The sequence below is a fragment of the Paenibacillus sp. y28 genome (assembly GCF_037137075.1).
Lineage (GTDB): Bacteria > Bacillota > Bacilli > Paenibacillales > NBRC-103111 > JBBBNV01.
The window spans coordinates 24,804-51,111 of record NZ_JBBBNV010000010.1 but is presented as its reverse complement, the minus strand read 5'-3'; the positions used below and the strand labels follow the sequence as shown (position 1 = coordinate 51,111).

21 protein-coding genes are annotated in these 26,308 nt (G+C 53.4%); 5 read left to right on the top strand and 16 right to left on the bottom strand.

Going from position 1 to position 26,308, the window contains the following annotated elements:
• Positions 1-318 precede the first annotated feature (318 nt).
• The 7 genes from WBG83_RS10245 to WBG83_RS10215 form a co-directional block, all read right to left on the bottom strand.
• Positions 319-1,878, bottom strand: a complete 1,560-nt coding sequence (locus tag WBG83_RS10245) for a glycoside hydrolase family 43 protein (protein WP_336744923.1) — start codon at positions 1,876-1,878, stop codon at positions 319-321.
• On the bottom strand, positions 1,875-4,112 hold the full coding sequence (locus WBG83_RS10240; protein ID WP_336744922.1) for a helix-turn-helix domain-containing protein: 2,238 nt from the start codon (positions 4,110-4,112) through the stop codon (positions 1,875-1,877). Before WBG83_RS10240 ends, WBG83_RS10245 begins: the two co-directional genes overlap by 4 nt.
• A 326-nt stretch (positions 4,113-4,438) precedes the next feature.
• A complete protein-coding gene (locus WBG83_RS10235; RefSeq protein WP_336744921.1) occupies positions 4,439-5,200 on the bottom strand; it encodes a DeoR/GlpR family DNA-binding transcription regulator in 762 nt (253 codons plus the stop codon).
• A gap of 30 nt (positions 5,201-5,230) precedes the next feature.
• Positions 5,231-6,703 (bottom strand): rhamnulokinase, encoded by a 1,473-nt coding sequence (locus tag WBG83_RS10230; protein ID WP_336744920.1) that lies wholly within the window; start codon positions 6,701-6,703, stop codon positions 5,231-5,233.
• On the bottom strand, positions 6,700-7,920 hold the full coding sequence (gene rhaI, locus WBG83_RS10225; protein WP_336744919.1) for an L-rhamnose isomerase: 1,221 nt from the start codon (positions 7,918-7,920) through the stop codon (positions 6,700-6,702). Before rhaI ends, WBG83_RS10230 begins: the two co-directional genes overlap by 4 nt.
• A 30-nt stretch (positions 7,921-7,950) precedes the next feature.
• Entirely contained in the window at positions 7,951-8,325 is a 375-nt protein-coding gene (locus tag WBG83_RS10220; protein WP_336744918.1) for a sensory rhodopsin transducer, read from the bottom strand.
• Positions 8,326-8,657: 332 nt separating this feature from the next.
• Positions 8,658-10,727 carry a bifunctional aldolase/short-chain dehydrogenase gene (locus WBG83_RS10215; protein ID WP_336744917.1) on the bottom strand — a complete coding sequence of 690 codons (2,070 nt, stop codon included), beginning with the start codon at positions 10,725-10,727 and terminating at the stop codon, positions 8,658-8,660.
• A gap of 193 nt (positions 10,728-10,920) precedes the next feature.
• Here WBG83_RS10215 and WBG83_RS10210 point away from each other — a divergent pair, with 193 nt between their 5' ends.
• Together WBG83_RS10210 and WBG83_RS10205 are read left to right on the top strand one after the other, a co-directional pair.
• Positions 10,921-12,036 carry a rhamnogalacturonan acetylesterase gene (locus WBG83_RS10210; RefSeq protein ID WP_336744916.1) on the top strand — a complete coding sequence of 372 codons (1,116 nt, stop codon included), beginning with the start codon at positions 10,921-10,923 and terminating at the stop codon, positions 12,034-12,036.
• 69 nt (positions 12,037-12,105) lie between these two features.
• Positions 12,106-12,981, top strand: a complete 876-nt coding sequence (locus WBG83_RS10205; RefSeq protein ID WP_336744915.1) for a serine/threonine protein kinase — start codon at positions 12,106-12,108, stop codon at positions 12,979-12,981.
• Here the strand turns inward: WBG83_RS10205 and WBG83_RS10200 are convergent.
• From WBG83_RS10200 to WBG83_RS10190, 3 genes are all read right to left on the bottom strand, one after another.
• Positions 12,978-13,169 carry a hypothetical protein gene (locus tag WBG83_RS10200; protein WP_336744914.1) on the bottom strand — a complete coding sequence of 64 codons (192 nt, stop codon included), beginning with the start codon at positions 13,167-13,169 and terminating at the stop codon, positions 12,978-12,980. The two genes, WBG83_RS10205 and WBG83_RS10200, sit on opposite strands and share 4 nt — an antisense overlap.
• A 298-nt stretch (positions 13,170-13,467) precedes the next feature.
• Positions 13,468-13,779: a YunC family protein gene (locus tag WBG83_RS10195; RefSeq protein WP_336744913.1), complete on the bottom strand. Its 312-nt coding sequence runs from the start codon at positions 13,777-13,779 to the stop codon at positions 13,468-13,470.
• Positions 13,780-14,145: 366 nt separating this feature from the next.
• A complete protein-coding gene (locus tag WBG83_RS10190) occupies positions 14,146-14,247 on the bottom strand; it encodes a YjcZ family sporulation protein (RefSeq protein WP_336744912.1) in 102 nt (33 codons plus the stop codon).
• A gap of 245 nt (positions 14,248-14,492) precedes the next feature.
• On the opposite strand from WBG83_RS10190, the gene WBG83_RS10185 reads away from it, so the two are divergent.
• Entirely contained in the window at positions 14,493-15,068 is a 576-nt protein-coding gene (locus WBG83_RS10185) for a hypothetical protein (RefSeq protein WP_336744911.1), read from the top strand.
• A gap of 20 nt (positions 15,069-15,088) precedes the next feature.
• Here WBG83_RS10185 and WBG83_RS10180 read toward each other — a convergent pair whose 3' ends face one another.
• Positions 15,089-16,693, bottom strand: coding sequence for a sensor domain-containing diguanylate cyclase (locus tag WBG83_RS10180; RefSeq protein ID WP_336744910.1), 1,605 nt, complete (start codon positions 16,691-16,693; stop codon positions 15,089-15,091).
• 187 nt (positions 16,694-16,880) lie between these two features.
• Positions 16,881-17,264 carry a DUF423 domain-containing protein gene (locus WBG83_RS10175; protein WP_336744909.1) on the bottom strand — a complete coding sequence of 128 codons (384 nt, stop codon included), beginning with the start codon at positions 17,262-17,264 and terminating at the stop codon, positions 16,881-16,883.
• A 175-nt stretch (positions 17,265-17,439) separates the two neighbouring features.
• Between WBG83_RS10175 and WBG83_RS10170 the strand changes: the two genes are divergently transcribed.
• The gene (locus tag WBG83_RS10170) at positions 17,440-17,982 is read left to right on the top strand and encodes a hypothetical protein (protein ID WP_336744908.1); all 543 of its coding nucleotides are present in this window, start codon (positions 17,440-17,442) and stop codon (positions 17,980-17,982) included.
• Between the two features lie 185 nt (positions 17,983-18,167).
• On the opposite strand, the gene arfA is transcribed toward WBG83_RS10170, so the two are convergent.
• Positions 18,168-19,676: an arabinosylfuranosidase ArfA gene (gene arfA / locus WBG83_RS10165; RefSeq protein ID WP_336744907.1), complete on the bottom strand. Its 1,509-nt coding sequence runs from the start codon at positions 19,674-19,676 to the stop codon at positions 18,168-18,170.
• Positions 19,677-20,087: 411 nt separating this feature from the next.
• On the opposite strand from arfA, the gene WBG83_RS10160 reads away from it, so the two are divergent.
• On the top strand, positions 20,088-21,617 hold the full coding sequence (locus WBG83_RS10160; RefSeq protein ID WP_336744906.1) for a glycoside hydrolase family 43 protein: 1,530 nt from the start codon (positions 20,088-20,090) through the stop codon (positions 21,615-21,617).
• 312 nt (positions 21,618-21,929) lie between these two features.
• Here the strand turns inward: WBG83_RS10160 and WBG83_RS10155 are convergent, their stop codons facing one another.
• The 3 genes from WBG83_RS10155 to WBG83_RS10145 form a co-directional block, all read right to left on the bottom strand.
• On the bottom strand, positions 21,930-24,461 hold the full coding sequence (locus WBG83_RS10155; protein WP_336744905.1) for a cadherin-like beta sandwich domain-containing protein: 2,532 nt from the start codon (positions 24,459-24,461) through the stop codon (positions 21,930-21,932).
• A gap of 232 nt (positions 24,462-24,693) precedes the next feature.
• Complete coding sequence (locus WBG83_RS10150; RefSeq protein WP_336744904.1) at positions 24,694-25,221, bottom strand: hypothetical protein; 528 nt, start codon at positions 25,219-25,221, stop codon at positions 24,694-24,696.
• Between the two features lie 56 nt (positions 25,222-25,277).
• Positions 25,278-26,297: an LPXTG cell wall anchor domain-containing protein gene (locus WBG83_RS10145; RefSeq protein ID WP_336744903.1), complete on the bottom strand. Its 1,020-nt coding sequence runs from the start codon at positions 26,295-26,297 to the stop codon at positions 25,278-25,280.
• Positions 26,298-26,308: the final 11 nt, after the last annotated feature.

Below are 26,308 nucleotides of genomic sequence, written 5' to 3'. Positions count from 1 at the left end.
AGTTCAACAGACAACCATCACTAGTTTATAACATTATTGAATCAGTTTCTAGTTTTTATAAAATCTTTTCAATCCAACGATTATCGGGATGACTTTTTTGGACACAAGACGTCGGGCCAAATCCATTTCGAGAGCGTTTTCTTTCTTATAGGCTCATAACTAAGCGCACAGGTGAAATTTACCGTTTCTCCCGTTATATCCGCTGATGAAAAAGCCCCTATTAAGGGGGACTCAGTGAGAAAAGCAGTCCCGGATGAAAGTTCCATCCGAGACCGCTTTTTAGGTTACCTTGCCGCTATAGTTTATTCCTGAATCGTCCTATTTCACAACAAACCAATCTGCATCCACATAGCCTTGGGAGCTGCCTGAAGCTGGATTAACCGCGAAAATACCGACCTTGGCGCCAACCCAGCGGCCTTCCTTGGCTTGGAAATCTGCGCCAATCCGTTCAAAATCAGACCCGTTCAAGCTGTAGCTGAAGCGGCAAACGGCTCCTTCTGCAATATGAACCTGCAAATATACAGGACCTTCCGGGATAGCACGGCTTTCGGTCACTTCCTCTACCCGGCTGCCGTCCTTTTCGGTTCCACATACAAAGTTCAAGCTCCACTGCCCCTGCGCATCCCTGCGGATAGCCGTATAAGCATAATTTAAGCCAAAAATAACGAGGCCCGTCTGATCCGCTTCATGCTGCGGCTTGAACTCCAGCTTCGCGGTTGCGCTGAACGCCAGTGCCGGGAATTTCTGCATCAGCAGCTGGCCTGCATCATACAGTGTTGTCCCGCCTTCCGGCAGCCCCGCGGCGAACAACCGGATGTGCCCCGGGTGATCCTGCAGGGAGTACCACGCTTGCTGCGGGTTCGACTGCCACTGCCATTGCAGCCCCAGCTTCGGCTCATCGAAATCATCCGAGGTGGCAGGAATAGCAAACGGCGCGACGTGGTCTGATTTCGGTTTTTTCCATTTCAGCACCGGCTCGCCTGTGCCGTCAACAATCCGGTCGCCCATCGCCGGCCAGTCATCCATCCATTGTACAGGCTGGAGATGCACGATACGTCCATACGCACCCTTGTCTTGAAAATGGACAAACCACGACTCTCCGTTATCCAGCTCCACCCAGCCGCCTTGGTGCGGTCCATTTATCGGTGTATCCCCCTGGTGCAGAACAATTTTGTCTTCATATGGGCCATAAATGGATTTGGATCGCAGAATGGTCTGCCAGCCCGTGGCGACACCGCCCGCCGGAGCAAAAATATAGTAATACCCGTTACGTTTATACATTTTTGGACCTTCCATCGTCGGATGATCCTGCTCGCCATCGAATATCAGAACGCCATCATCAAGCAATTGCTTGCCGTCCGGGGACATTTTGTGCAGAACGAGCCTGTGCTTAATCCCGCAGCGGCTTCTGGCGAAAGCATGGACCAGATAAGCCTGGCCATCTTCATCCCAGAACGGGCAAGGATCAATCCAGCCCTTCGCTTCCTTGATCAGGTGCAGCGGTGTCCATTCCCCATGCGGGTCAACCGCCGTGCTCATAAAAATCCCTTCATCCGGTGTGCTGAAAACAACCCAGAACTTCCCGTCATGAAAACGAATGCTTGGAGCCCATACCCCATCACCGTGTCGCGGTCGGTCATAGCCAGGTAAATCCAGCCTGGCTATGACATGATTGATGAGGGTCCAGTTCACCAGATCCGTAGAGTGCAGAATCGGCAATCCAGGCATGTGCGCAAAGCTGGAGGCTACCATATAGAAATCATCACCGACGCGGCAAACGTCCGGATCGGAATAATCTGCGTGCAATATCGGGTTTTGGTACATTCCGCTGCCAATATCTGCAGCCCAAACGGGGTTGCTGTTCCCTGCCCTGCTCATTTCTCAATCGCATCCTTTTCTGTGAATTGATAACTTGATGTCGTCGTATATTTCACCCGGTATTCCCCAGGCGTCATTCCCTGCAGCTTGCGGAAAGAACGGATAAAGTTTTGGGAATTGTTATACTGAAGTCTGGCCGCGATTTCCTTAATAGAATAATCCGTTTCGACAAGCCACTTGCGAGCCATTTGATGACGATATTTCGTCAAATACTCGCTGAATGTAATGTTCATTTCCTTATTGAAGATGCCGCTCAAATAGTTGGAATTGTAATGCAGCCGGCCTGCCAGCAGTTCAAGCGACAATTCCGTGTCGAATTCATTACGAATAATATCGACAATCTGATCCGAGATGCTTCTCTTTTTTCGGCCCATCTCTTCATTGATTGCACTGGCGGCCGGCTGAATCAGCATACGAAGGAACCAGTCCTCCGCCTCCTCCGCAGATCGCAAATGGAGCACCTGATGCAGCAGGGACATCCGGCTTGCCTGGAGCGGATTTTCATTTACGCCCCACCCTTGAAGCTTATTCATAAATTCCAGAAGCAGCCGGACAATGGAGATTTCAATAACATTCGGGTTCGGAACGCTGTGGTAAATGTCCTTCATGAGCTGCTTGAGAATCGTTTGCGCACGCTCCATATCCGCAATTTTTACCGCTTCAAACAGCTCGTTCTCCAGACCGCTTGAAGCCGGGAAATACAGCTCCTTGCTTCCGTGCAGCATGTCGAAATGTATCACTGAATTCTCACCGTACCATGTCTTGTATTTGAGCGCCTCCATACTCTCCTTGAAGGCTGCGCCTGCTTCGGCCAAATCCCGGTACAGCTTGCTTACGCCAAGGCTCACGTTTAATGATAAATAATGCTGAATCTGATGCTGAATCAGAGAAACGGTGCCAGCCACATACTCCTGCTGCTCCTGCTTGCCGACCGGCACGCCAACGAGGACAGTCACCTGAACCTGATCCAGAACGATAGGCATAAACCGCTCACTCGACGGGACCAGCTCTTCCACCATATTATTGATTGCATAAAGCAAAAGGCCCTGATCACGGGCAGAAAACCGGGTATGCTCGAGCGAATCGAGCTGCAAGGCCAGCACAATATAGGCGCCCGTGTCCACCTCATAGCCGAGAGCGGACAGCTGGCTTTCCAGCCCGGCGCGGCTCACTCCGCCCTGCAGAAGGGTATGGGTAAAATACTGCCTCATTTGCGGCAGCTGGCTCGTAATCTGCTGCTCCAGGCTCAGGTTTGTCTTTTGCAGCTGAAGCACCTGCTCTTCCTTGCGCTTGAGCTGATCCAGCGGCTTATACCCGTTGTAAACCAGCTTTCTGCGAAGAAACAGGAGCAATCCGGAAAGTCCGGCGGCCAGAGCAAGCCCCCAGCCGGTATACATCAAGGAGAGACCCGATGCAGGCGCTTTTTGAAAAAAGAGCCAGCCGCTTACGTCAGAGATGTCATAAGTGAGCTTCAAGCCCTGGTCGCCAACGGTCAGCACCCCGCCGGTTCCGGCGGCTTCGCGTGCTGCCAGAATCGCCTGATCCGCTTCGGCGTCACTTAGCGTAAAGCCGTCTCCTGCAAGAAGGATGCGCTCCTTTGTATCCATAATCACCGTGTCGCTCAGCAGTGTGTTAAGCGAGGCCAATCGTTCCATGCTGCAGGCGGGGATTTCAATCTTGGCCAATCCCTTGACTGCAATGCCGTCGAGCGGCAGCTTCCGAACAAGCTTGAACGCATAGCCGCATATCGCAGGCTGCCCCTGTCCTGTATCGCTGCGGCGAACAATCGTCCATGAAGAAGCGGCCGGATTTTTCAAATCTGCGCTGTACGCAAGCGGGTCGTCATAGCTGCTCCATCTGACCACACTGGTAGGCGTGACCAGCCAATCCTCCGCGAAATTGACGATCTCGATCGTGCTGATCCCCCCGTCAAAATCCTGAAGCGATACAAGCTGCTCCTGCAAAGGGCGGACCAATTCAAACTGCTCTGCCGATAGCGGCTGATCCCAGGTCCGCCGCACTTCATTCGAAGCCAGCACCTGATTTAAGGAATAATCAACGCTGTGCAGCCACTGATCCAGGGTTGCCCTCAACTGTTCGACAGAATGATTTGAAGATGATTGAGACTGGGATGTGTCAAAAATTGGAGCATACGAGTCCGAAACGAACGCACATACGGAAATTAAACCGCATAACAGACATAAAACCAGCATTTTTGCCAAAATGGGTTTCATGAATTAGGACCTCCTTGACAACATGCCCGTTACTAAGGCCATGCACTGCATGGTCCATATATGTCAATCATTCTATCTCTTTTCGCATGTCATTCAATAATCCGGATTTAACTTCATTCGGCCCGTCTGCGGCCCCTCCTTCAAAAACAACATTCCCTAAACCAATAGCCTGTCAGGATGTGACAGGCTAAATAAGTTGAATTTGGATGATGCCTTGTAATCCGCTTGAATTTAGATGATTTTTACATATAGTGGAAAAATAAAAAAGGGAAGGAATTTCCCTTCCCTTCATTTTACCCCCGGTTATTCCCCGGGCAATAAAATTATTAAACCTGGATCACCTTCACAGGAATGTCACGCAGTTGCTCAATTTGATCCTGCGGCGCTTCACTGTCTGTAACAACGGTGCTGATGCGGGATAACCGGGCTACATGCGCAAATGCGGAAACACCGAATTTGCTGTAATCGGCCAGCATATAAGCTTCATCCGCCAGGCCAATCATTTGCTGCTTGACCCTGGCCTGAAGCTCATTTGACTCGCTTATTCCCCTTTGCAAATGAATGCCCTTGCAGGATATAAACGCTTTGTTTACATGATATAGCTCCAAAGCCCGCTCCGCCAAAGGCCCTACATAGGATAAGGAACGCGGCGCCAAAATCCCGCCGGTAGAGATAACCTCCACCTTTTCTTTACTGCTAAGCTCAAGGGCAACCTTAATCGAGTTTGTGAGAACTGTTAGCGGGATATCGGGAATCATTGAAGCCATGTACCAGGCGGTGGTGCTTGCATCCAGTATAATTTTATCCCTTGGAAAAATATGGTTAACAGCTTCACGGGCAATCCGCCGCTTTTGCTCCATATTCGTGACCTCCCGTTCGAAAAACGGGACCTCCGGATTTTGATGCTCCTTGACGCTCACCGCGCCTCCATGACTGCGTCTCAGCCTGCCGGCCTGCTCCAATTTGTCCAGATCACGGCGAATCGTTTCCTCCGTTACCTCACAAATCTCGCTAAGCTCGGATACGCGGATACTGCCCCGCTCATTGACAAGCTGCACGATTTTTTCATATCTTTCCGCTACTAGCATTCTCACGCCCTCTTTTCCGACCGTTTAAATTTATCGTCCGATCAGCGGTACGAATGTTCCGTACGCACGTTCCCATGCAGTAGAATCCTGCGCTTCGTATGTTTCGATCGGGAACGAGCGGCGCACGATATCGCGTGCTTCACGGAGATTGGCAATTTGTCCAAGCGCGATTAGCTGCACAATGACATTGCCGATCGCACTGCCTTCTGTAGGACCGGCCCAAACAGGCTTGGCAATCGCATTCGCTGTAAATTGGCACAGCAGCTTATTGTTTATGCCCCCGCCGACCATATGAAGTCCGGCAAAGCGTTTGCCTGACAACGATTCGACACTTTCCAATACGTACCGATATTTTAACGCAAGACTTTCCATGACGCAACGCACGACAGCTCCGATCGTACCCGGCGCCTCTTGCCCGGTGCGCTGGCAGTATTCATGAATGGCACGCGGCATATGAACCGGATTCAGGAACAGCGGGTCGTCGGGATCGATTAGGCATGCGAACGGTTCGCTCGCCTCGGCAAGCGCAATCAGCTCCGGGAACGAATACGGCTGCCCTTCCTTCTCCCAAGTGCGACGGCATTCCTGCAAAATCCACAGCCCCATGATGTTTTTCAAAAACCGGTATGTTCCGTCCACGCCGCCTTCATTCGTGAAGTTCGCAGACAGCGCCTCCGGGCTCAACAACGGCTTGTTTAATTCCGTTCCCATCAAGGACCAGGTTCCGCAGCTGAGATAAGCGAAATCCGAGTCTACGGCTGGAACTGCCGCAACGGCGGAGCCGGTATCATGCTCTGCGCAGGTCAGGACCGGAATCGGACCAACCCCCAGCTCCTCCTGAACCGATGGCTGCAAATGCCCCGCAGGCTGACCGGGCTGCAGCACATCGCCGAACAAATGTGACGGCAAATCAAGCTTGCCGATGAGCTCCGCATCCCAGCTCTCCTCCAGCGGATTGTACAGCTGGGTGGTGGTGGCATTCGTGAACTCGCTGTGTGCTTCCCCTGTCAGGAAATACCGCAGCAAATCCGGAATCATCAGCAGCCGCTGGCCCTGCGCAAGCTGCGGCGAGCCTGCTTCCTTCAGCGCCACCAGCTGATAAATGGTATTGAAGGGCAGGAATTGGAGTCCCGTCCGGGAGAACAAATAGTCTTTTCCGAGCAAATCGCACACCTGATCCATCACACCGTCGGTATGATGATCCCGGTAATGGTACGGGTTGCCCAGCAATTCGCCGTTGGCTCCAATCAGTCCGAAATCAACCGCCCAAGAATCAATTGCCAGGCTGTCCGGCTGAATGCCCTGATGCTTCGCCTTCAGAAGTCCCTGCTTTATTTCATGATATAGCCGCAAAATGTCCCAGTGCAGCCGGCTGCCCACCTGCACGGGATCATTGGGAAAACGGTGAATTTCCTCGATAGTCAGCTTGCCGTCAGTGAGGCGGCCAATGACCGCCCGGCCGCTTCCCGCGCCGAGGTCATATGCCAGAACGCCTCCACTCACCAGCTCGCACCGCCCTTGCCGCGGCTAAGAATGCTTTGGCCGTAGCCGCTTTGCAGATATGCCTTCATCGGCTCCACAGGAACGCCCAGCTCTTCACGTACAGCATACAGCAGCGGCGTTACATCAAACTCAAACGCCTTCCGGACAGCATCCTCTGCAGCCAGCACATCACTCGCTTCCTGCGCGCGCTTCACTTCTTCGTGATCCACAAGCAGCGCCTTAGCATACTGGGTTTGAACATTGAGGATGGAACGGATCATCGCTGGAATTTTGGCTTCGATATTATGCGACTGGTCAATCATATAAGCAATGTTATTTACTGTTTCACGAATGCCTTGCTGCGAATCTTGTCCGGCTTCGATGATTTGGTAGAAAATAAGGAACAGCTCGTATGGATTGACCGAACCGACAATCAGATCGTCATCTGCATACTTGCGGCTGTTGAAGTGGAAACCGCCCAGCTTTTGCTCGTCAATCAGATAAGCAACGATGTGCTCAACGTTAGTGCCCGGCGCATGGTGGCCTGTATCCACAAGCACCTGAGCCTGCTTCCCGAGCTTGTTCGCCAAGTTAAACGCCATGCCCCAGTCAGCCAGATCGGTATGATAGAACGCAGGCTCGAAAAATTTGTATTCAATCAGCATCCGCATTTCCGGCGTCATCGCTTTGTACATCTCCGCCAGCGATTCATACATCCACTGCTTCCGCTGGCGGATGCTGCCTTGACCCGGATAGTTGGTGCCGTCGGCAAACCAGAGGCTGATATCCTTGGACCCTGTCGCTTTGGCGATATCCACGCACTCAAGCAGATGATCCGTCGCTTTGCGGCGTACAGCGCTGTCCGAATGGGTCACACTGCCGAGCATATACTCGTCTTCCTGGAACAAGTTCGGGTTAATCGCGCCGATCGACAATCCCAAGCCTTCCGCATGCTGCTTCAGCTTGCCGTAGTCTTCCACTTTGTCCCACGGAATGTGGATAGCGACTGAAGGACACGCACCGGTCACCTTATGTACCTGTGCGGCATCTTCAAACTTCTCGAACGGGCTGCGGGGAACACCGGTTTTTTGGAATACCTTGAACCGGGTGCCCGAGTCGCCATAGCCCCAGGATGGTGTCTCGATACGAAGCGCTTTCAGTTTGGCCTTCACGGCATCCAAATCAATGCCTCTTGCTTTTTGCTGTTCCTCAAACAATGCGTAAGCACGGTCTGTCATTTAGGATCATCCTTTCGGGTGGATTCGTGGTTAAGATGGAAGCGGATAAGCCATGGTGGACATCAACGCATTGGCAGCTTGTGTGCTGTCCAGACGGCTGTACTGCACAATGACCGGAACGTTGCTTTCGACTTCGATGGCGTATGGCACGCCGATCGGAATCGCCCGGCCGTCCCGCGCAAGCGAGCTGGTGCGAATATGCTTCGTCCGCTTGCCCGGCAGCGTCACGGAGATTTGTTCAATGGGAGGCTCGTCTTCAAAATAAATCGTAATCGACAGCAGCGCTTCCTCTTCATAGCAATTGAGCACGCAAATGGACTCGTGACTAAGAAGCTCTCCCGTGCTCAGCGGCGGAATATACCCGTCAGGGATAATCCAGTGAGTTTCCCCTTTTTGCTTCGGCATTGGCGTCCATGCTCCTTACGTTGTGGATTCAAATCCCGTTAATAATATACACCCCGGCTGCTTCAGCACGGGATACAAAAGCTGCAATACAAGCATCTTGCCTGAAAGTAATTCCCTGCAGTCTGAGCCTCGGGTTAAGCCACAACTAATGCCTGTCCGATTTCGAAGCTCGATGCCTGAGCCAGCCTGCAGGAGGTTTGCCTTCAAATTGCTGCATAAAGAAGTTAATCTAAACGCCTTGCGGAAGGGATGGGTTCTGTCTATTATACATTCTCATCCCGTCCTTCGGCTGCTTTTATTCAAGGTCCTAGCGGACTGTAATTGTATGAATCTTAGCGTGTAAATGCCGCCGGTACGCCGCCATCGATGGTCAGCATGCAGCCGGTTGTTTTGTCGGACTTGGACGATGCGAAGAAAGCGATGCCTTCTGCGATGTCTTTCGGATAAATATTCACCAGCAGGGTTGTACGCTTGCGGTAGTACTCCTCCAATTGATCCGGCTCAATACCGTAAGCTGCAGCGCGTTCGTTTCTCCAGTTGGAGTTCCAGATTGCCGAGCCCTGCAAAATAGCATCCGGCAAAATGGTGTTCACACGAATACCGAATTCGCCGCCTTCCGCCGCGATGCAGCGGGCCAGATGCGCCTCAAGCGCTTTGGCTGCACTGTAAGCCGAGGCATTTTTACCGGCATATACGGAGTTCTTGGAGCCGATGAATACCATGTTGCCGCCGATGCCTTGAGCTTTCATCAGGGAGAACGCTTCGCGGGCAACCAGGAAGTAGCCTGTGCCGAGCACGTTAATGTTCAGGTTCCATTCCTTCAGCGAGGTTTCATCAAATGGGCTGGAAGTAGCAAGCCCTGCATTGTTGACCAGAATGTCCACGCCGCCGTAAGCCAGGGAAGTTTGCGCATAAGCCGCTCGCACGTCTTCTTCCTTCGTTACATCCATTTTTACTGCAATGGCACGGCCTTCGCCATATTTGCCGTTGATCTCAGCGGCCACCTTCTCTGCGCCTTCCAAGTTCAGGTCGGCAAGCACGACGTGCGCGCCTTCGGAGACGAGACGGCGTGCTGTTTCACTGCCGATACCGCCCGCACCGCCGGTAATGAACGCTACCTTGCGGGAGAATTCCGCCTCAGCCGGAGCCAGTGTCAGCTTGTACAGCTCAAGCGGCCAATATTCGACATTATATGACTCGTTTTCACTGAGCGAAACGAATTTGCCCAGGGATGTCGATCCACGCATAACCGCAATTGCACGATGATACAATGCGCCGCTTACTTGGGACATCGCCCAGCTCTTGCCGGTATTGATCATCCCGACGCCCGGAATCAAAATCACGCGCGGCGCAGCTTCAAACATAACGTCGCCTTCGTTTTTGTTGCGGTTGAAATAAGCTTCATATTCTTTCTTGAAGCCTACAATGCTTTCGCGCACAAGCTGCTTCAAGCCTTCAACATCGCCGGATGCCGGATTCCAGTCTACGAACAGCGGCACCATTTTGGTGTGAACCAGATGATCCGGGCAAGCTGCGCCAACCTGGGACAGCTCAGCGGCGTCCTTGCTGCCAACAAACTGGAGCACATCATCGCCATCGTCAAAGCTGAGCAGCATTTTTTTCGAATCGCTTACTGCGCCGCGGATAATCGGCATAATCCCGGCAGCAACCGCCTGGCGCTCGCCTGCCGGCAAAGCGGCATATTTTTGACCGCCGAACAGCTTGGACTCGTCCACGCGCGCAGCGATATAATCTTCAGCCTCTTGGATAATGGCCAATGTTTTCAGATAGCTCTCTTCGCTGGTCTCGCCCCAGGTTACCAGGCCGTGCTTCTCCATCAGAACGAGTTCGGCTTTCGGGTTGGCAAGCACGCCCTCAGCGATCATTTTGGACAAAGTGAAGCCAGGACGAACATAAGGAACCCACACGAAGCGGTCGCCGTAAATTTCACGCGCCACTTGCTTGCCGTTGTCCGCGCAGCAAAGGCTGATAATGGCATCCGGGTGTGTATGATCCACGTGCTTGAACGGTAAAAAGGCGTGCAGCAGCGTCTCGATCGACGCGCGCGGATGCTTGGAATCGATCATGCAGTTGACCAGATAGCCAACCATTTCTTCATCTGTCATGCTATCGCGCTCAAACAGCGGACGGATATCGTCCATGCGCAGTCCGGTGAAATTGCCCGCTTTCATTGTAGCCAGGTCGGAGCCGCTGCCTTTGACCCACATGACTTCTACGTCACGGCCGCGGAAATCCTTCTCGATCGTTTTCATGGACGTATTGCCGCCGCCCCAGTTGCAAACGGTACGATCTGTTCCAATCAGGTTGGAGCGGTATACGAGCTCCTCTACTCCCGGCTTCACTCCGGCTGCTTGATCTTGCTTCCACAAATTTGCTGGCATGTTTTGTTTTCCTCCCGCGTGTTTGGTGTTCTCGTTTTTATTGCTGACTTCACTGTATCATATCTTTGTTTATTTTTGAATATTTATTTTTTCGCTTGTTTCATTCTGAAATATGTTGAGTTGCTCTCGAAAAGCAGTGATATAATGACAAAGTACAGCTGCTTTTTACAATAAAAGAGGGGAGTCAATGCCGATGCGCACTTCCAAAAGCTTTGTTTTTGTGGATATGGCGGGACAATCCCTGTCCGATCCGAATTGCATCCCCGTTCATGCCTGCGACTTGTACCGCCCTGGAGAAGCTGTCTTCGGGTTCGCCCTGCGGGAGCAGCCATGCAAAGAAGAGGATGAACGGGATTCCTGGCCCGGAGAATACCACTTCCCCGCTGTGCCGACCTTTTTCGTAGAGGTGCCAAGTGGAAATTACAAGGTTCAGATCGTCCTGGGTCATCCCTCTCGTCCGGGCAGCACCACAGTTAAAGCCGGGCAAGGCCACCTGCTGGCCAATGAAATTCCGAGTGAAGCCGGACAGTCGATTTCGGTTTCTTCGGCTGTTCATGTCGAGGACGGCCGCTTCAAGCTGGCCTTCATGGGGGCTGCACCCGCCGTCCAATCGGTCAGTATGGAGCGCGCGGCCGATGCTCCGACCATTTTCCTCGCGGGGGATTCTACCGTAACGGATCAGGCTTCCGGGCAGTATCCCTATGCAGGCTGGGGACAAATGCTGTCTTTGTTTTTGAATGCTTCCGTTTCCGTCTCAAACCGGGCCCGCTCCGGCCGCAGCTCCAAAAGCTTCATTACCGAAGGACGGCTGGACTGGATATGGAATCATATCAAACCGGGCGATTTCCTGTTCGTTCAATTTGCCCATAATGATGAGAAGGATAATGCCGGCGGCACCAAGCCCTTTACAACCTATCAGCAGTATTTGAAGCAGTACCTGGACGGGGCAAAAGCGCGCGGCGCGGCTCCAGTGCTCATCTCCCCCATGCACCGCAGATTCTGGGAATCGGATGGAAGGATTCAGAACACACATGGAGAATACATTGAAGCTATGCGGCTGCTAGCGGAGGCGGAGCAGGTAGCATTTATCGATTTGGCGGCTGAAAGCAAGCGGTTGTTCGAGCAGCTTGGCGAAGAGGAAACGAAGCGGATTTTCATGTGGACCGCTCCGGGCGAGTATCCGAATTTCCCGGAAGGGACAGCGGATAACACCCACTTCAAGGCGACAGGAGCCATAGAAATCGCCGGGCTGGTTGCCGGGGCGTTCGAGGGTGTTCCCCTATTAGCTGCTTTATTGAAACGCCCGTAGCCCCCGGCAGGAACGCGAATCACAGCAATCCGCTTCTAATTGAAGATGAAAAAGATACGAGGGACGGATATGGCACATATGCCGATTGACAAGGGGGACATGATGCCCGTTTTTAATTTTCCGGCTGCCGGGCTGTGGCTGCGCCGCCTGAGAGAATGGCGCTTCCGGCGGGGAGCTGTCATACATGGCCGTTACCGCATCTTGAAACGGCTGGGCGAGGGCAGCTACGGTGTTACGTATTTATGCGAAGACCGGCGGCACGGCAGCTACTGTGTGCTGAAGCGGATTTGTCCGGCCCGGGGAGGAAGGTCCAGAGCCCGCCGGGTCTTTGAACAGGAAACCCGGATTATGGCCAAGCTGCCGGCGCGGCAGTTTCCCAAGCTGCTCTCGCGCTTTACCTGCGGACAAGAGTCTTGTTTTACGATGGACTATGTACAGGGACAGAGCCTGGAGCAGCTGCTTTTTCAGGAGGAGGCTGCTTTTTCGGAAAAGCATTCCTTGTCTCTCATCCTGCAGCTGCTTGCTGTGGTGGAGGAGCTGCACCGGCTTCGGATTATTCACCGGGACATCAGCATCTCCAATCTCATTCTGAGCGGCGAATCGCTAGCCCTAATTGATTTCGGCCTGGCCCGGGAGCTCTCCGAGTCCCACTCTGAACCGCTTCCGGGGGATGACGTCTGGCCGGATGATCCACTAGACAAGCAGCTGCGGAGACGAATTGATGTGACCAGCGATTTTTATGCGGTAGGCCATTTGTTATTGTTCCTGCTCTACAGCATGTATCCGGATACGGACGAGGAGGCCCAGCGCAGCTGGGAGAACGAGCTGACACTGCATCCAGGCACAAAAAAGCTGCTCCGCCGGTTATTGCTAGCGGAGCAGCCCTATGCAAGCGCCGGGCAAATAATTGATGATATCCGGCACATTCTACGCAGCATCGGCTAGCTGCTGGAGAAAGAGCTTTTCTTATGCTTGCGTTTGTAATACCCATGCCCGTATTGATTATGATTCGAGGAGCCTGACCCGGATTGCCTGCGGCCGTAATCATCACTGCTGGAGCGGTAACGATGCCGGCCGCTGTGTCCATAATGCGAGGATTTGCCGAGAAGCTTTTGCAGCAATTTTTTTAACATGTCCTTCAACCTCCTGTCTTTGCCTTTTGCAGATTAGTACGGAATTGCCCCGCATTCGTTTCGAAATTCCTTCTGTCGTCACATATACCGGTTAAAATCAAGATCGACGGCTGCTGCCGAGAAGCTAAAAAAATCATGCTGCCGCAGCAACGAGCGCCCGGATTCAAATGCCTTGGAGACAATAAAGCCGGTTACAACCGCCAAACGGATACTGTCCGCATAAACAAAGCATACACAGGCCGTGCGATTCCATAAATAAAACCGTGAACCGGGACCTCGCCCTGTTCACGGTTATTCGTTATTGCTGCTCCAGCATACGCTCGACGGCTTGACGTCCGGTCATGCCGGCATAAATACCCAGCTGCTCCGCCCCGTGGGTAACAGACTCCAGCGGAGCGTCCAGCAGCGCCTCCAAGGTTCGGACCCCAACCGCGCGCCCGGCAATAATGCCGCGATCCCGCAGCTTATCGTTTAACAAGGCCACATCGAGCGCACCGCACATAATATAGCCGATTTCAGTCGTAACGGCGAGAAGTGTTGTTTTGGGGAGCAGCACTTCAATGCCGATTGCAGTGTGTCCACCGATGGCCACCGGCTTTGCCGACATCATGGAAACCAACTCCTTCTGCTGTTTGCCAACGGATTGACATTACTATACTATATGGGGTTCCGTACCAGCCGGGTACAACGTCATAGTAACTTGGGCCCGTGCCGAGGCTGCCGCGTCTGGCAGGTGCATAGCCTTGCGTGGCAGCAGCAAGCCGCTATGGCAGACAACCGCATACTGTTATTTTTATGTTATTATGGGTGCGGAATGTGAGATTTGAGATCACAAAGCAATGCCGGCTAAAATAAAATGCAGGAAGGCAGCATGAACATGAACAGTACAAGATCAAGGAAACAGAAAGCACCTGAACATAAAAAAGCCCTCCGTAAAGGAGGGGGTCAGGAGCGCATGCGTATTCTTTGTGCTAGATTAAACGAAAATGCCACAGCTGCAAAGAATGATAACCAGCAGGATAAACAGAACCAGAATCGCACCAGTGCTAGTAAAAGCTCCACCAACTACACCCGACATCTCTCCAACCCCTTTGTTGTGATGTGTACTACACGGTTATGATATTAAACGGAGCCCCGGTTTGTGTGGACGGTTTGGGGAGAAAATGAAAATGGGCTGGAGCTTGCGCCCTGATATGCTATTTATCCTGCGAATTTTTATTGTATATAATGGACATTTTTTTTAAATCCTGAATCTGTTATAGTATAAGATAACTGCGACCTTAGATATACCAGCGATTGACAAAGCAGGGCGGGGGTAACAAGATGGTACAACAATCGACAAAGGCCGCGCAGCACTTGTTTCATGTGGAACTACTAATTGAAGCTGAAACAAACGGTCTGGCTGTGGAGCAGCTGCTGCACGTATTAAACCGCTCCGGATTCAAAGACTTCCGTGTTGTCAGCGGAATCACGCTTGGACGAACGATTGAGGAGGCGCTTCAGGTCCATCCGAACAGTGCGCCCGATACCTCCAAGCTCATCAAAATCAAAGAAGCTTTAAAGCAGTCCGGTACACAACCCGCCAAAGAAACAACTAGCACGACAAAGGCAAGCAATCCCAAGGCCTCTGGTCCTGCCTCGTCAACATCATCAGAAAGCGCCTCGGCCGCTCCGCAAATGAAGGAGTGCGCAGAAGAGGAGCTCCCCAAATTCATTAGCCGAGTGATAAAGGAAGGTACGCTGGTCCGTCTGACCGTCATTAAGCAAAACGGCGTTCAGCTCAGTCTCCCCTGTCGTATCTTGAACTTTGATACGGAAATGCAGAACGTCTCGGTCTATCATGTAGACGAGAAGAACGTGTATATTTTCTCACTCAATGAAATTTTATCCTTCGACTAAACAGCAAACCAGCCGCCGTTCTATCCGGTCAGGCTGGTTTCATTCTTTCCGGCGATAACGGTCCGGTTCTTGCCCCCCTGCTTTGCTGCATACAGCGCCTGATCGGCCTCTTCCAGAAGCGCCTTCATTTCCTTAGCCGATGCGGGATAGGCCGCGATACCAAGAGATAACGTAATTTGTTTGCCGATCGGACTCGGCACCGCTCTCATTTTTTCTCTTAACCGCTCGGCCACCACATAGGCCACCTGCGCGTCCGCATACGGGAGCAGCAAAACGAACTCCTCCCCGCCAAACCGGCAGCATAGATCTCCCCGCCGGGATACTTGGCGCAGCAAGCCGGACAAGTGCTTCAGCACTTCATCGCCGTTCTGGTGTCCGTAGCTGTCATTAATTTGCTTAAAATCATCGATGTCGATCAAAATAATCGCAAACGGCTCCTCGTCCTCAAACCACTGCTCTATCTTCGTATTCATAGCGCGCCGGTTGAACAGCCCGGTCAACGGGTCGGTTTGTGCTTCGCTGGTAAGGTTATCCACCCGCTTGCGCATAAAATGCACCGCATGAAGCATCGCCCGCCGCAGCTCGACGATTTCCACATAATGGCCTGGCAGCACCGGCGCAGGTTCATCCCAATAGCCGCTTGAAATACGCGAGGCGTACCGGGAAAGCGTACGAATGGGTGTGGCGAGCCAGCCGGCAAACCACCAGGATACAAACAGCAGCAGCAGCAAAAACGGCGTTGCAATGACCATCAAATTTTGAATCAGCTTTAACGAAGGCTGCATGAGCAGATTTGCCCGTTTTTGCGCAACAATGCCCCAATTGGTCTCCGGTACACTGGCATACCCGGCCAAGTACAAGGTTCCCTCTTCATCAACCACCTCTTGCCCGCTGCCGCCCTGCATAAGCTGACGAACAACGGCATTGCCGGCCATATTTCGACCGATTCGCTCTGTTCTCGTGTGGTATACGATCGTCCCTGTATTGTCCACCACATACACCTCTGAGCTGTAATCATTAAAATGCTGGCTCAGCAGCTCCTGCAGCATATTGTTCTCATTCAGGTAAATGGTCCCGCCCAAAAAACCGGTATAATTGCCCAAACGATCATAAACCGGAGAGGTGACGAGCACAATCAAACGGCTCTCATCATCGGCATACGGCCTGGAAATCGTCGCCGTCTTATAAATGAACGCATCCCGCACAGCATCCGAATCCAGCTTCACATCCATATTCTGCGCGGACGATGCACCCGGAGCACCGGGAACGACAAGCAGAAGCTCCTCTGCGCTGTTGACGTAGACGACAGAAGCAAATACATCCATTCCCTTGCGTGCCGCCTCCATGTGGCGAAGCATCGCCTCTTCATCGGGAATAGCCTGCGAGAACGCGAGCGCGGACGCTGACAGCATCGTTTTCGCAGACATCAGAACCTCTTCGGTCATATCTCCAAGCTTGGACGCATACATATAATTCATTTCCAATGTACTGGCTGTCATGGCCGATTTACTGATGTAATAGCCCGCAACAAGACAAATCAGCAGCGTAAGCAGCAAAGAACCAACAACCAGAACATTAATCAAAAACCGCAAATTCAGCTTGTGTCCCTGATTCATCCCGGCCATCGGCCCCCCTTCCTCTTCAATTGAATCCGTGTGGCTTCGGCTTCCATCGTATCATCCAAGTAATACTTATTCGACGATAGGGACTTTTCTCCTGCCGTTGTCCAACCATCGTCATACAAAATCATTTGCAAAATAGGCAAAAAAAGACCCGCAGTCCGCTGTACCGCAGGTCCACTCGACTTTGATTTTACTTGGAGCGGCCAGCTCCGGCCGCAGCCATCGCCAGCAGCACCCAAGCCGCCAAAAAGGAAACGCCCCCTAGCGGCGTAATGGCCCCTAGTCCTTTGACCCCGCTAATCGCCAGCGCATACAGGCTGCCGGAGAACAAAATGATGCCGATCAGCATCAGCCGGGCCGACCATAAGATTCTCCAGCCGCTGCCCAGCTTATCCGCCGCAAGAGCAATAGCAATTAAACCTAGCGCATGAAACATATGGTACTGAACGCCTGTTTCATAGATTGCGATCAAATCGGCTCCGACATGGCTTTTCAGCGCATGGGCCCCGAATGCCCCGATAGCGATGCACAGGAACGCGTTAATACAGCCAATGATAAACCAGGTTTTATTCATCTTGACCTCCATAGAATGCTTCGATTTAGTTGCTTCTACCATATCGAACCGGGAAGCAGGAAGCAAGAGATGTCAACAATTTGCCACAGAGTCGCGAGGCTCCGGGCCATGTTTGTTTTTCATTTTTTAGCCAGCTGCTTGTGCACCGCATTTTATAAAAAATGGAGGATGTGCCATGAGTGAAAATCCCGAAAAGCCAAAAACCCCCAAGTCCAGCGATTCATTGACGTCTAAGCCCGGCCAGCCGGTGACGCCCGCAGCGGACGGGACTGACAATATTCAAGCGGGTGACGTTCCGGAGCAAACCGCTCCCCCCGAAGAACAGGAGCAGGAGGATCCTCCTCGCCCCCCGGGCTTGAAGCATTCCGGGCCCGGGATTGCCTCGTTCATTATCTCCGTCACGATGCTGCTCAGCGGCATTGCGCTGCTGGTGATTTCCACGACCTTGCTGAGCGATGGTTCGGGCGGCATTACCTCGGATACGTTCATTGATCCACGTGACGCCGGGATGCAGCAGACGCTTCTGCGAATCGGAACGGGGTTTCTGACAGTCCTGATGATGCTTCTGGCAGCCGCAGTGCTCGGTATACTGGGCCTTGCGCAGAAGCAGCGCAAAAAATGGTTCGCGATTCTGGGAACAGTAATCAGCCTGATTCCGCTAGTCGCATTTATCGTCCTGTATCTCATCGGTCTTGTGCTGGGCAGCTTGGCCGTTTAGCTTGATTTGAGTAGTCCGCGCCTACGGGCCCTCCAAAAATGGACCTGAATGGCCGCTTTCCAGCGGGATTCAAGGTCCGTTTCCTTGTTTAACCGTTTTTCCTGCCGGAATTTCTGAGGCCCGCTTGGGGCTTCAAGCCACGTCAGGGCAATGGGGCGATCGTTCACCGGTCCGATCCGCACGTCTTATTGGCTTAGTCGAATGACGTTCCAAGACAGCTTCGGCAGCAGGGCCTGCACATACCCGTCCTTCACGCCGGCATTGCCGCGGTTATGCGGAACTACACGGTCCGGTGCGGCAGCAGTATTCGCGGCCTTCACATCCGGGTTCTCCAGCACAAGATGCTCTACAACACGGTAACCCGCGAAGCCCCGGATATCCGCTTCGAGCAGTAACCCTTCCTCCGTATCCTTATTGACGGCGAATATCGTCAACGTCTCCTCTTCTTCGCTATAAACGGCTGTCGCCTCCAAATAAGGCACGTCGGTATATTCCTTGCTGTCATACTTCGGAGAATAAATAATCGGATTCAGGGCGATGCCTCTGCCGTAGACGGAAGCATGCATGTAGGGATAAAAAATCGTTTGCCGCCATGCCGCTCCCCCGTTCTCGGTCATAATAGGCGCGATGACATTCACCAATTGGGCCATGCAGGCGATTTTGACCCGATCCGCATGGCGAAGCAGGGTAATGAGCATACTTCCCACCAGCAGCGCGTCCTCAAAGGTATAGACGTCCTCCAATTGCGGCGGGGCGACAGTCCAAGGCTCCAGCTTTTTATCCGCTTCATGGGAATGATACCAGACGTTCCATTCGTCAAAGGACAAGTACATCGTTTTTTTGCTTCGTTTTTTCGCCTTGACATAGTCACAAATGGCAATCACTTCACCGATAAAAGCATCCATATCCAGGCTTTTGGCCAGATAGCTTCGGATATCGTCCGTTCGGTTTCCATAATAGGTGTGCAGGGACAAAAGCTCCACATGATGGTACGTATGATCCAGAACCGTCGCTTCCCAATCGGCGTAAGTAGCCATCCCCCGGCCGGAGCTGCCGCAGGCAACCAGTTCAATGGCCGGGTCTACCCACTTCATCACCTTGGCCGCCTCCTGAGCAAGCCGGCCGTATTCATCCGCCGTTTTATGGCCGATTTGCCACGGGCCGTCCATTTCGTTGCCAAGGCACCATGTCTTGATCGCATGAGGCTCCCGTACGCCGTGGGAGATGCGCAGATCGCTCCAGTAAGAGCCCGACGGATGATTGCAGTATTCGACAAGGTTGCGGGCATCGTCAATGCCGCGGGTTCCGAGGTTAACCGCCATATTCACTTCGGCCTGGACCGATTTGGCCCAGGCCATAAATTCATTCGTGCCGATAACATTCGGCTCGACCGTTCTCCACGCCAGATCCAGCCGCTTGGGGCGCTGCCCGACAGGGCCGATACCGTCCTCCCAGTTGTAGCCGGATACGAAATTCCCCCCCGGATAACGGATTATCGGCACGCCGATTTCGTTAATCAAATCGATGACATCCCGGCGGAACCCGTTCTCATCCGCTGCCGGATGGCCCGGTTCATAAATGCCGCCATACACGGCACGCCCCAGATGCTCGATAAAGGAGCCGTAAATTCTTTTATCAATTTCGCCAATACGAAAATCCTTTTCCAAAATCATTTTTGCCTGTTTGGTGGACATGACAAGACACCTCATTTCTTTTATTTAAATAATTTTAAAATAAAATAAAACAATTACCGTTATTTTCATCATAAAACTGAATTTAAATGGCGTCAACACGATTTATCCACGGGGTATTTCTGTATTATTTTAAATATATATATAATAAAATTTCTATCTGGTGATGCATTTCTTCTGTATCGCTTGCTTTGGAGGCTTTGCTTCAGCCCTCCATCCGCTCGTTTTCGCCCCTTTCCTCCATGATGGTACAGCGAAAAAAGTGATGAAATGATTATCGCCGTGCACATGTAACCTCTTATATAATTTGCGTGAACCTACAAGAACCTCTTTTGAGAACAGGGGAAAAGCACGCTGCTTTCTCCCGCCTTGCAAACCAAGACCAAGACGTTAAACTAAGGAGTGCTGCAAGTCATGACAACCCGAACCTACACGAACCCGATTCTGCCCGGCTTTCATCCCGATCCGTCCATCGTGCGCGTCGGCGACGACTACTATATGGTGAATTCCACCTTTCAATTTTTCCCGGCTATTCTGATCTCGCATTCCCGCGATCTGGTTCACTGGGAAACGATAGGGCATGCGGTGACGCGCAGCGAGGATCTGGATTTGTCCACCCTTCCCGATTCCTTCGGCATTTGGGCGCCGGATATTTCATACCACGACGGCACGTTCTACATTATGGCGACGCTGCGTCTGCACGGGATGGACCGCGTCAATTTTATGGTCAAAAGCGATCGCCCGGAAGGGCCTTACTCCAAGCCTTACATCCTGAACGATTTCGGGCTGGACCCGTCCCATTTCATCGATGATGACGGCACGCATTATATGGTGTACGGAAAAGACGGCTTCTACGTCCAGAAGCTGACAGACGACTGCACAGAAGCCGTAGGGGACCGCATTCACATTTGGGAAGGCACCGGCCGCCATTCGCCGGAAGGTCCGCACATTTTGCGCAAAGACGGGTACTACTACTTAATTATTGCGGAAGGCGGCACAGAGTATGGACACTGCATGACTGTCGGACGCTCCCGCGCTCTGCTTGGGCCTTACGAGCCTTGTCCGGCCAATCCGGTTCATACCCAGACGAACCCCGATGCACGAATTCAGCGCGCAGGGCACGGCAAGCTGGTCGAGACCCAGAACGGCGAATGGTGGGTTGTTCATCTGGCAGGACGGCCGGTGGACGGCAGCTTCTGCGTGCTTGGCCGTGAAACATGCCTTGAGCCGGTTCAATGGACCGAGGATGGCTGGTTTACGGTCAACGGGGGGCATGGGCCGAGCGATGTGCAGACGGCGCCGGATTTGCCTGAGACGGTCTATGAACAGCCCCGGCTGGATACGTTCGACAGTGAGCAGCTGCCGCTGCACTGGCAGTTTGCCCGCAACCCGGATGCAAGCGGCTGGTCCCTGAAGGAACGCCCGGGACATATGCGGATATGGACTGGGGACGGCGATATTAACGCCATTGAGACTAAAAACGTCCTCGTGCGCCGTGAACAGCACCATCGCTATACCGCCAGCCTCAAGCTGGAGTTTGCACCGCAGCAGGACGGCGAACAGGCCGGACTAGTGTGCTATTATGACACCCGCTGCTTTATTAAGCTTTGCCTGACATTCGATCAAGGGCTGAAAATCAAGCTAATCGAAAATCGTGCCCGTGTCACAAGCGAGCTGGCGGAAATTTCGCTGCTTGATCCGGTTCAAACCGTGTATTTGAAGGTGCAAACGGATCGCTCACGGCGGATGTTCTTCTACAGTCTGGATCGAGAAAACTGGATTCAAGCAGGCGTGGTGGAGGATGCCCGGTTCCTAAGCGATGAAGGCACACAGGAGAAAAAAGCATTCACTGGCACCATGGTCGGCCTATACGCTGTAAATGCCGGTTCCGGCCGAAGGATTCCTGCGGATTTCGATTGGTTTCAATACGAGCCTGCGGAATAAGCGGAATCAAGGCTTGTCTTGTAAATAAAACCAACGGCTGCTTCCCCCACAAATAGAAAAAAAGCCTCCGATATCCGCTTTTCAAGCGAGCTGGATTCCGCCGGTTAGACTCGTTCAAACCGGCGGAATCCAGTTCCAAGTGGATATGGAGGCTTTTTATAATGCGGGCTTATTTCTTCGCTGCAGCAGGGCGGCGGACGGTAATCGTGTAGACTTGCTCTTTGAGCCCCTCTGTTGTAACCGTCAGCTTTACCGCCTGATCCCCCTGCACAAGCTTCATCGGCATCACCAGCGGCTGTCCGCCTGAGCCTGTTACCTTGACCTGGCGGTCGGGTCCCGGGTTACCGGTGCCCAGCTCAATGTGTCCGTTCCTGCCGGCACGATAAGCATATAATCCAGGGTTGCCGGGGCAAAGGTTGTCGTGAGGCTGCCCGCGCTGTTTCCAAGCCCCGTGAGTGCTGCGGAAGCCCGGTGTACTTTGACGGTATATTCCTTGGCCTCAAGCCCGGGCGAGCTGATTGTAAATTTCAAAATCCGCTGGCCAAAGGCTACCTCAACCGGACCCGTTAACGGCTGGCCCTGCTCATCTGTTACCTCTAATTGAGCTGTCGGGTCCTTCAGCACCGGCGCCCAGCTCAAGCTCCCGGTACCCTCCGGCACATTCAGAGTATAGCTGACTGTATCCGGCTTAAACAAATCATCCAGCTTGCCTCCGCTAAATCCGAAGCCCGTTACTGATACCGAAGGGCGGCGGACCGTCACGGTATACGTTTTGGCAGCCAGGCCGTCGGAAACGACCTTCCATTTCAAGGTCTGATTGCCGTACTGAACCGGCAGCGGCGAAGAGACCGGCTGGTTGCGCTCATCCAGAACAGCAACCGAAGCGGCAGGATCAAGCAGCACGGGAGCCCAGCTAAGCTTGTCAGCCGTTTCCGGCAAGGCAAGCAAGTAGGACAAGCCGCCGCTGCCCTCTATCGGCTCAAGCGTACCGTCACTGAAGCCGAAATCCTTCACTTCTACGGAAGGACGATGCACCTTTACCGAGTATACGATATCGTTTAGTCCTGCGGAGCTGACCCTGAACAAGAGCGTTTGATTGCCGAACTCCACAGGCACCGGGGATGATACCTTCTCATTCTGATGATGGATGACCGCGACGGTAGCGGCCGAATCACGCTGTACCACGCTCCAGCCAAGCGTTTCCGTCTGTTCCGCCGTTGTCAGAGTATAAGAAGTCGTCCCGGGAGAAAATACCGTGCTCCATTCCCCTGTGTCAAAAGAAATATTCGTTAGAGCCGCTGAAGGGCGATGCACGATGAACGTATAAACCCTGGACTCCCGCCCCTCGGTGCTTACCGTAAAATTCACCTGCTGCTCGCCATAAGCAAGCTGTACAGGGCTTGATATCGGCTCCCCGTTCTGGTCCGTCACAGCAACGGCAGCCGTCGGATCACGCTGTTCCAGCTCCCAGCTCAATGCTTCGACGCTCTCCGGCAAGGTCAGCCGGTATTTGTAAACCTCAGGATCGAACCGGCTGTCCAGCGACCCTGAGCTAAAGGTTACCTTAGCTAAGGCTGCCGAGGGACGGCGCACCGTGACTGTGTAGGCTTGGGACGGCAATCCGGCCGTTGCGACCTGAAGCCTCAGCTGTTGTTCGCCATAGCCTGGCTTCATATTCGAAGCAATCAATGTCTTGCCTTCATGGTCCGTTATACGCAGCGCCGCTGTCGGGTCCAGCTTCACAGGCGCCCAGTCAAGGGTTCCCGCATCCTCCGGCAGCGTCAGCAAATACGACAAGGTTTCAGGGCTGTATTCGGGCTGCAGCGTCCCGCCGCTGAAGCCAAGGTCCACCAGCGATGTCGAAGGACGGCGCACCGTGACCGTATAGGCTTGGGCCAAATGGCCGTTGCTGCGAATCGTAAAATTCAGCCGCTGCTCCCCATAAGGCACCTCCAAAGGCATCGCTGCAGGCTGGCCCCCCTGATCAGTCACGGTGACTGAAGCAGCCGGGTCCCGTGTACGGAGCGACCAGTTCAGCTGCTCTGTGCTTTCAGGCACTGTCAGCGTATAGTCAATCGTATTCGGATTGAACGGGGTTTGAAGGCTTCCCGAATCAAACTGCAGCTCCTCCATCAGTACAGAGGGGCGATGAATGACAGCCGTGTAGACCCGGTCCTTCATCCCGTCAGTCCTTACATGAAGCTTCACCTCTTGTTTGCCGTAAACAAGGGGCAAAGGCTGGCTTACCAGGCTGCCTTCCGCATCCGTTGCTGTAACGGATGCGGAAGGATCGCGCAGCACCCCCACCCAGCTCAGCGTATCCGTATTTTCAGACACCGTCAGCACGTAAGACAGGTTATCCGGTGTAAACCGGTTATCCAGCACCCCTGTGCTGAAGCTTAGGCTTGATAGCGCTGTGGAAGGACGGTGAACGGTGACCGTGTAGGTGGTCAGCTGTCCCCCGGCGGCTGCGGCTTTAAACTTCAAGGTGCTTTTGCCGTATCCAAGAGGCGACAGCGAGTGGATGACACGATCTTCCCCATCGGTAACCCTGATGGTAGCGGCAGTATTCTTTTTTTGCGGGCTCCATGTCAGCTCCTTCGCCGTTTCCGGCAAGGTCAGCGTGTAGGCTGCAATAGCCGGATCAAATGCCGGCTCCAGTGTTCCGGCGCTAAAGCCAAAGCCTTGAAGCACGGAGGCATCCGCTCCGGCCTGGATGCCGGTGTTCCCCGCCTCCGCCCGGGCTGGCGCCGCGCTGCTGTAGCCGACTGCCGCTGCCACTAGCAGCAAGGCCATACCGGCCTGAAGCAGCAAACGATGGGATGAGTTCAGGATACGTAACATATTCTCCCTCCTATTCTATCCCATATTTTACTATAACCCTTCCGAAATCCCAACCCCTTCCGACCAAAGGAATTGGAAGTGTGCCGGTGAGAAACCGTTTTTGGGTTATGTCATACTGAGCGCTGCGCTGCAATCCGCGCGCAGGACGAAAGCCTTGAAGCAGCAACCAGGCTGTCCCCGGCATAGACATAGACTATGAACGGGGGCAGCCTGTTTGCCTGGGACCGGCTATCTAGGAAATGCGTCTTACGTCGAGCAGCTCATCCTGCGGCAAAGCCAGCGCTTGCTCCGAAAGGGACAGCTTCAGCTGGCGGAACTGCTCCTGTTCGGCATCCGTCATCGTGCCTTCCCGGCCTTTTTTCAAATAGTCATAAAAGACGGCGGGCAGGAAGCTCTCTTTCAATACGACCTCTACTGCGTCCCCCGCCAGCGTGGAAATAACAAATGCATACGCCTGCGGACGGTGCGGGTCATACTGGCCCTGCGGATATTGAACATCCACGGTATATTGGCCCCGTGTCAGCGCCCGGGTAACGAATTCGAACGAATCCCGGAAGCCGGGTCCCGCATGACCCGAAATAATCTTGATTTCTTTCCGCTGCGGCACTCTGTCGCCGAACAGCTCCTTAAATGCCGCTTGCTGAGCCCGGAATGCCACAGCAACCGCCATGAGCGCCAAACGGCCGTGATATTTTTCAATATCCGAAAAACCGATTTGCAGCTCGTCCTGGTCATCCATAATGTGAATAACAGTCATCATTGCAGCCCTCCGCCAAATAAGTAATATGGAGTAATGTAATTAATGGATTGAATCATTTATTGCTTTCGTTTCCGTAGAAACAGCCAGCCGGCTAAAAGCAAAACTATTCCCCCTATGACGATAGGAACAATAGGTTCTCCAGCAGAAGACAACGTCTCCAGTGTTTCCTGACCGGACGTTAAACCCGCCTCACTGGCATGGCTGGGTTCATTTGTATGACCCGCATGCCCGGTATGGACGGAAGCTGAGCCCGTAGATGCTGCCGCTTCGGACGCTTTCGCCAAGTCCCGCTGATCAGCGGCGAGTCCATTGGGCGTCCCCGCCGAATCGGCCTGCAGCCCCGCAGCGGAGGAAGACGGCGCAAACACCAGCACCTGAAGCTGCCGTTTGCCGTCCTGCTCCGGTCCGAGCCAGGCCGCCTGAACGGTCTTGCCTTCCCACAGCGCGGCATCCGACGGAGCATGCAGCACCTTCGGGTGGGCATTCAGCTGGGCTTGTTGTCCGCCGATAGTGAGCATGATCCGGGCTGACGTTCTGCCGTCCGCCCCCTTCGTCTCCTGTGCTTCCACCTTCTCCACAGTGCCGGAAGGGCCTGCTGCATAGCCGGCGGCATCAACAATCGTTTTCCCGTTTACCTGTACCGTCAGCAGGGTGCTCATCAGCGTGGCGAAGCCTTCTCGGCTCAGCTGTCCTGACGGTGCCTTGATGCTCGCCTGGCCTTGGAAAAACGCCCGGTTAACGTCCTCCGGAGTGGCATTTCCCTCCAGGCCGGATACCAGCCCTTTGGCCAAAGCCGCCTGGCGGACAGCCTCAGGCTCTGCCCCATCTCCCGCCGCCTTTGCGAAGGAACCGGCCCAATAGGCCAGATCCGCTCTGCTCAGGGGCTCCTTCGGCTTGAATAACGACGCCCCGTGGGCATAAGGAATGATACCGAGCCCGCTCAGCAGCACGATGGAATCACGGGCCTCCGACCATGCGATATCCTCATACAGGCTATCCTCATTGGCGATGTGGGCCCAGGCGGCGGAAGGCAGCAGCAGGACAGCCAGCAGCAGCGAGAAAAAACATGTGCGCATATACAATCGTT

What these genes read in the sequence shown, in the direction of transcription:
- WBG83_RS10245 (WP_336744923.1), bottom strand. Translation starts at nt 1,878, where the DNA reads ATGAGCAGGGCAGGGAACAGCAACCCCGTTTGGGCTGCAGATATTGGC.
- WBG83_RS10240 (WP_336744922.1), bottom strand. Translation starts at nt 4,112, where the DNA reads ATGAAACCCATTTTGGCAAAAATGCTGGTTTTATGTCTGTTATGCGGT.
- WBG83_RS10235 (WP_336744921.1), bottom strand. Translation starts at nt 5,200, where the DNA reads ATGCTAGTAGCGGAAAGATATGAAAAAATCGTGCAGCTTGTCAATGAG.
- rhaI (WP_336744919.1), bottom strand. Translation starts at nt 7,920, where the DNA reads ATGACAGACCGTGCTTACGCATTGTTTGAGGAACAGCAAAAAGCAAGA.
- WBG83_RS10220 (WP_336744918.1), bottom strand. Translation starts at nt 8,325, where the DNA reads ATGCCGAAGCAAAAAGGGGAAACTCACTGGATTATCCCTGACGGGTAT.
- WBG83_RS10215 (WP_336744917.1), bottom strand. Translation starts at nt 10,727, where the DNA reads ATGCCAGCAAATTTGTGGAAGCAAGATCAAGCAGCCGGAGTGAAGCCG.
- WBG83_RS10210 (WP_336744916.1), top strand. Translation starts at nt 10,921, where the DNA reads ATGCGCACTTCCAAAAGCTTTGTTTTTGTGGATATGGCGGGACAATCC.
- WBG83_RS10205 (WP_336744915.1), top strand. Translation starts at nt 12,106, where the DNA reads ATGGCACATATGCCGATTGACAAGGGGGACATGATGCCCGTTTTTAAT.
- WBG83_RS10200 (WP_336744914.1), bottom strand. Translation starts at nt 13,169, where the DNA reads ATGTTAAAAAAATTGCTGCAAAAGCTTCTCGGCAAATCCTCGCATTAT.
- WBG83_RS10195 (WP_336744913.1), bottom strand. Translation starts at nt 13,779, where the DNA reads ATGATGTCGGCAAAGCCGGTGGCCATCGGTGGACACACTGCAATCGGC.
- WBG83_RS10190 (WP_336744912.1), bottom strand. Translation starts at nt 14,247, where the DNA reads ATGTCGGGTGTAGTTGGTGGAGCTTTTACTAGCACTGGTGCGATTCTG.
- WBG83_RS10185 (WP_336744911.1), top strand. Translation starts at nt 14,493, where the DNA reads ATGGTACAACAATCGACAAAGGCCGCGCAGCACTTGTTTCATGTGGAA.
- WBG83_RS10180 (WP_336744910.1), bottom strand. Translation starts at nt 16,693, where the DNA reads ATGGCCGGGATGAATCAGGGACACAAGCTGAATTTGCGGTTTTTGATT.
- WBG83_RS10175 (WP_336744909.1), bottom strand. Translation starts at nt 17,264, where the DNA reads ATGAATAAAACCTGGTTTATCATTGGCTGTATTAACGCGTTCCTGTGC.
- WBG83_RS10170 (WP_336744908.1), top strand. Translation starts at nt 17,440, where the DNA reads ATGAGTGAAAATCCCGAAAAGCCAAAAACCCCCAAGTCCAGCGATTCA.
- arfA (WP_336744907.1), bottom strand. Translation starts at nt 19,676, where the DNA reads ATGTCCACCAAACAGGCAAAAATGATTTTGGAAAAGGATTTTCGTATT.
- WBG83_RS10160 (WP_336744906.1), top strand. Translation starts at nt 20,088, where the DNA reads ATGACAACCCGAACCTACACGAACCCGATTCTGCCCGGCTTTCATCCC.
- WBG83_RS10155 (WP_336744905.1), bottom strand. Translation starts at nt 24,461, where the DNA reads ATGTTACGTATCCTGAACTCATCCCATCGTTTGCTGCTTCAGGCCGGT.
- WBG83_RS10150 (WP_336744904.1), bottom strand. Translation starts at nt 25,221, where the DNA reads ATGATGACTGTTATTCACATTATGGATGACCAGGACGAGCTGCAAATC.
- WBG83_RS10145 (WP_336744903.1), bottom strand. Translation starts at nt 26,297, where the DNA reads ATGCGCACATGTTTTTTCTCGCTGCTGCTGGCTGTCCTGCTGCTGCCT.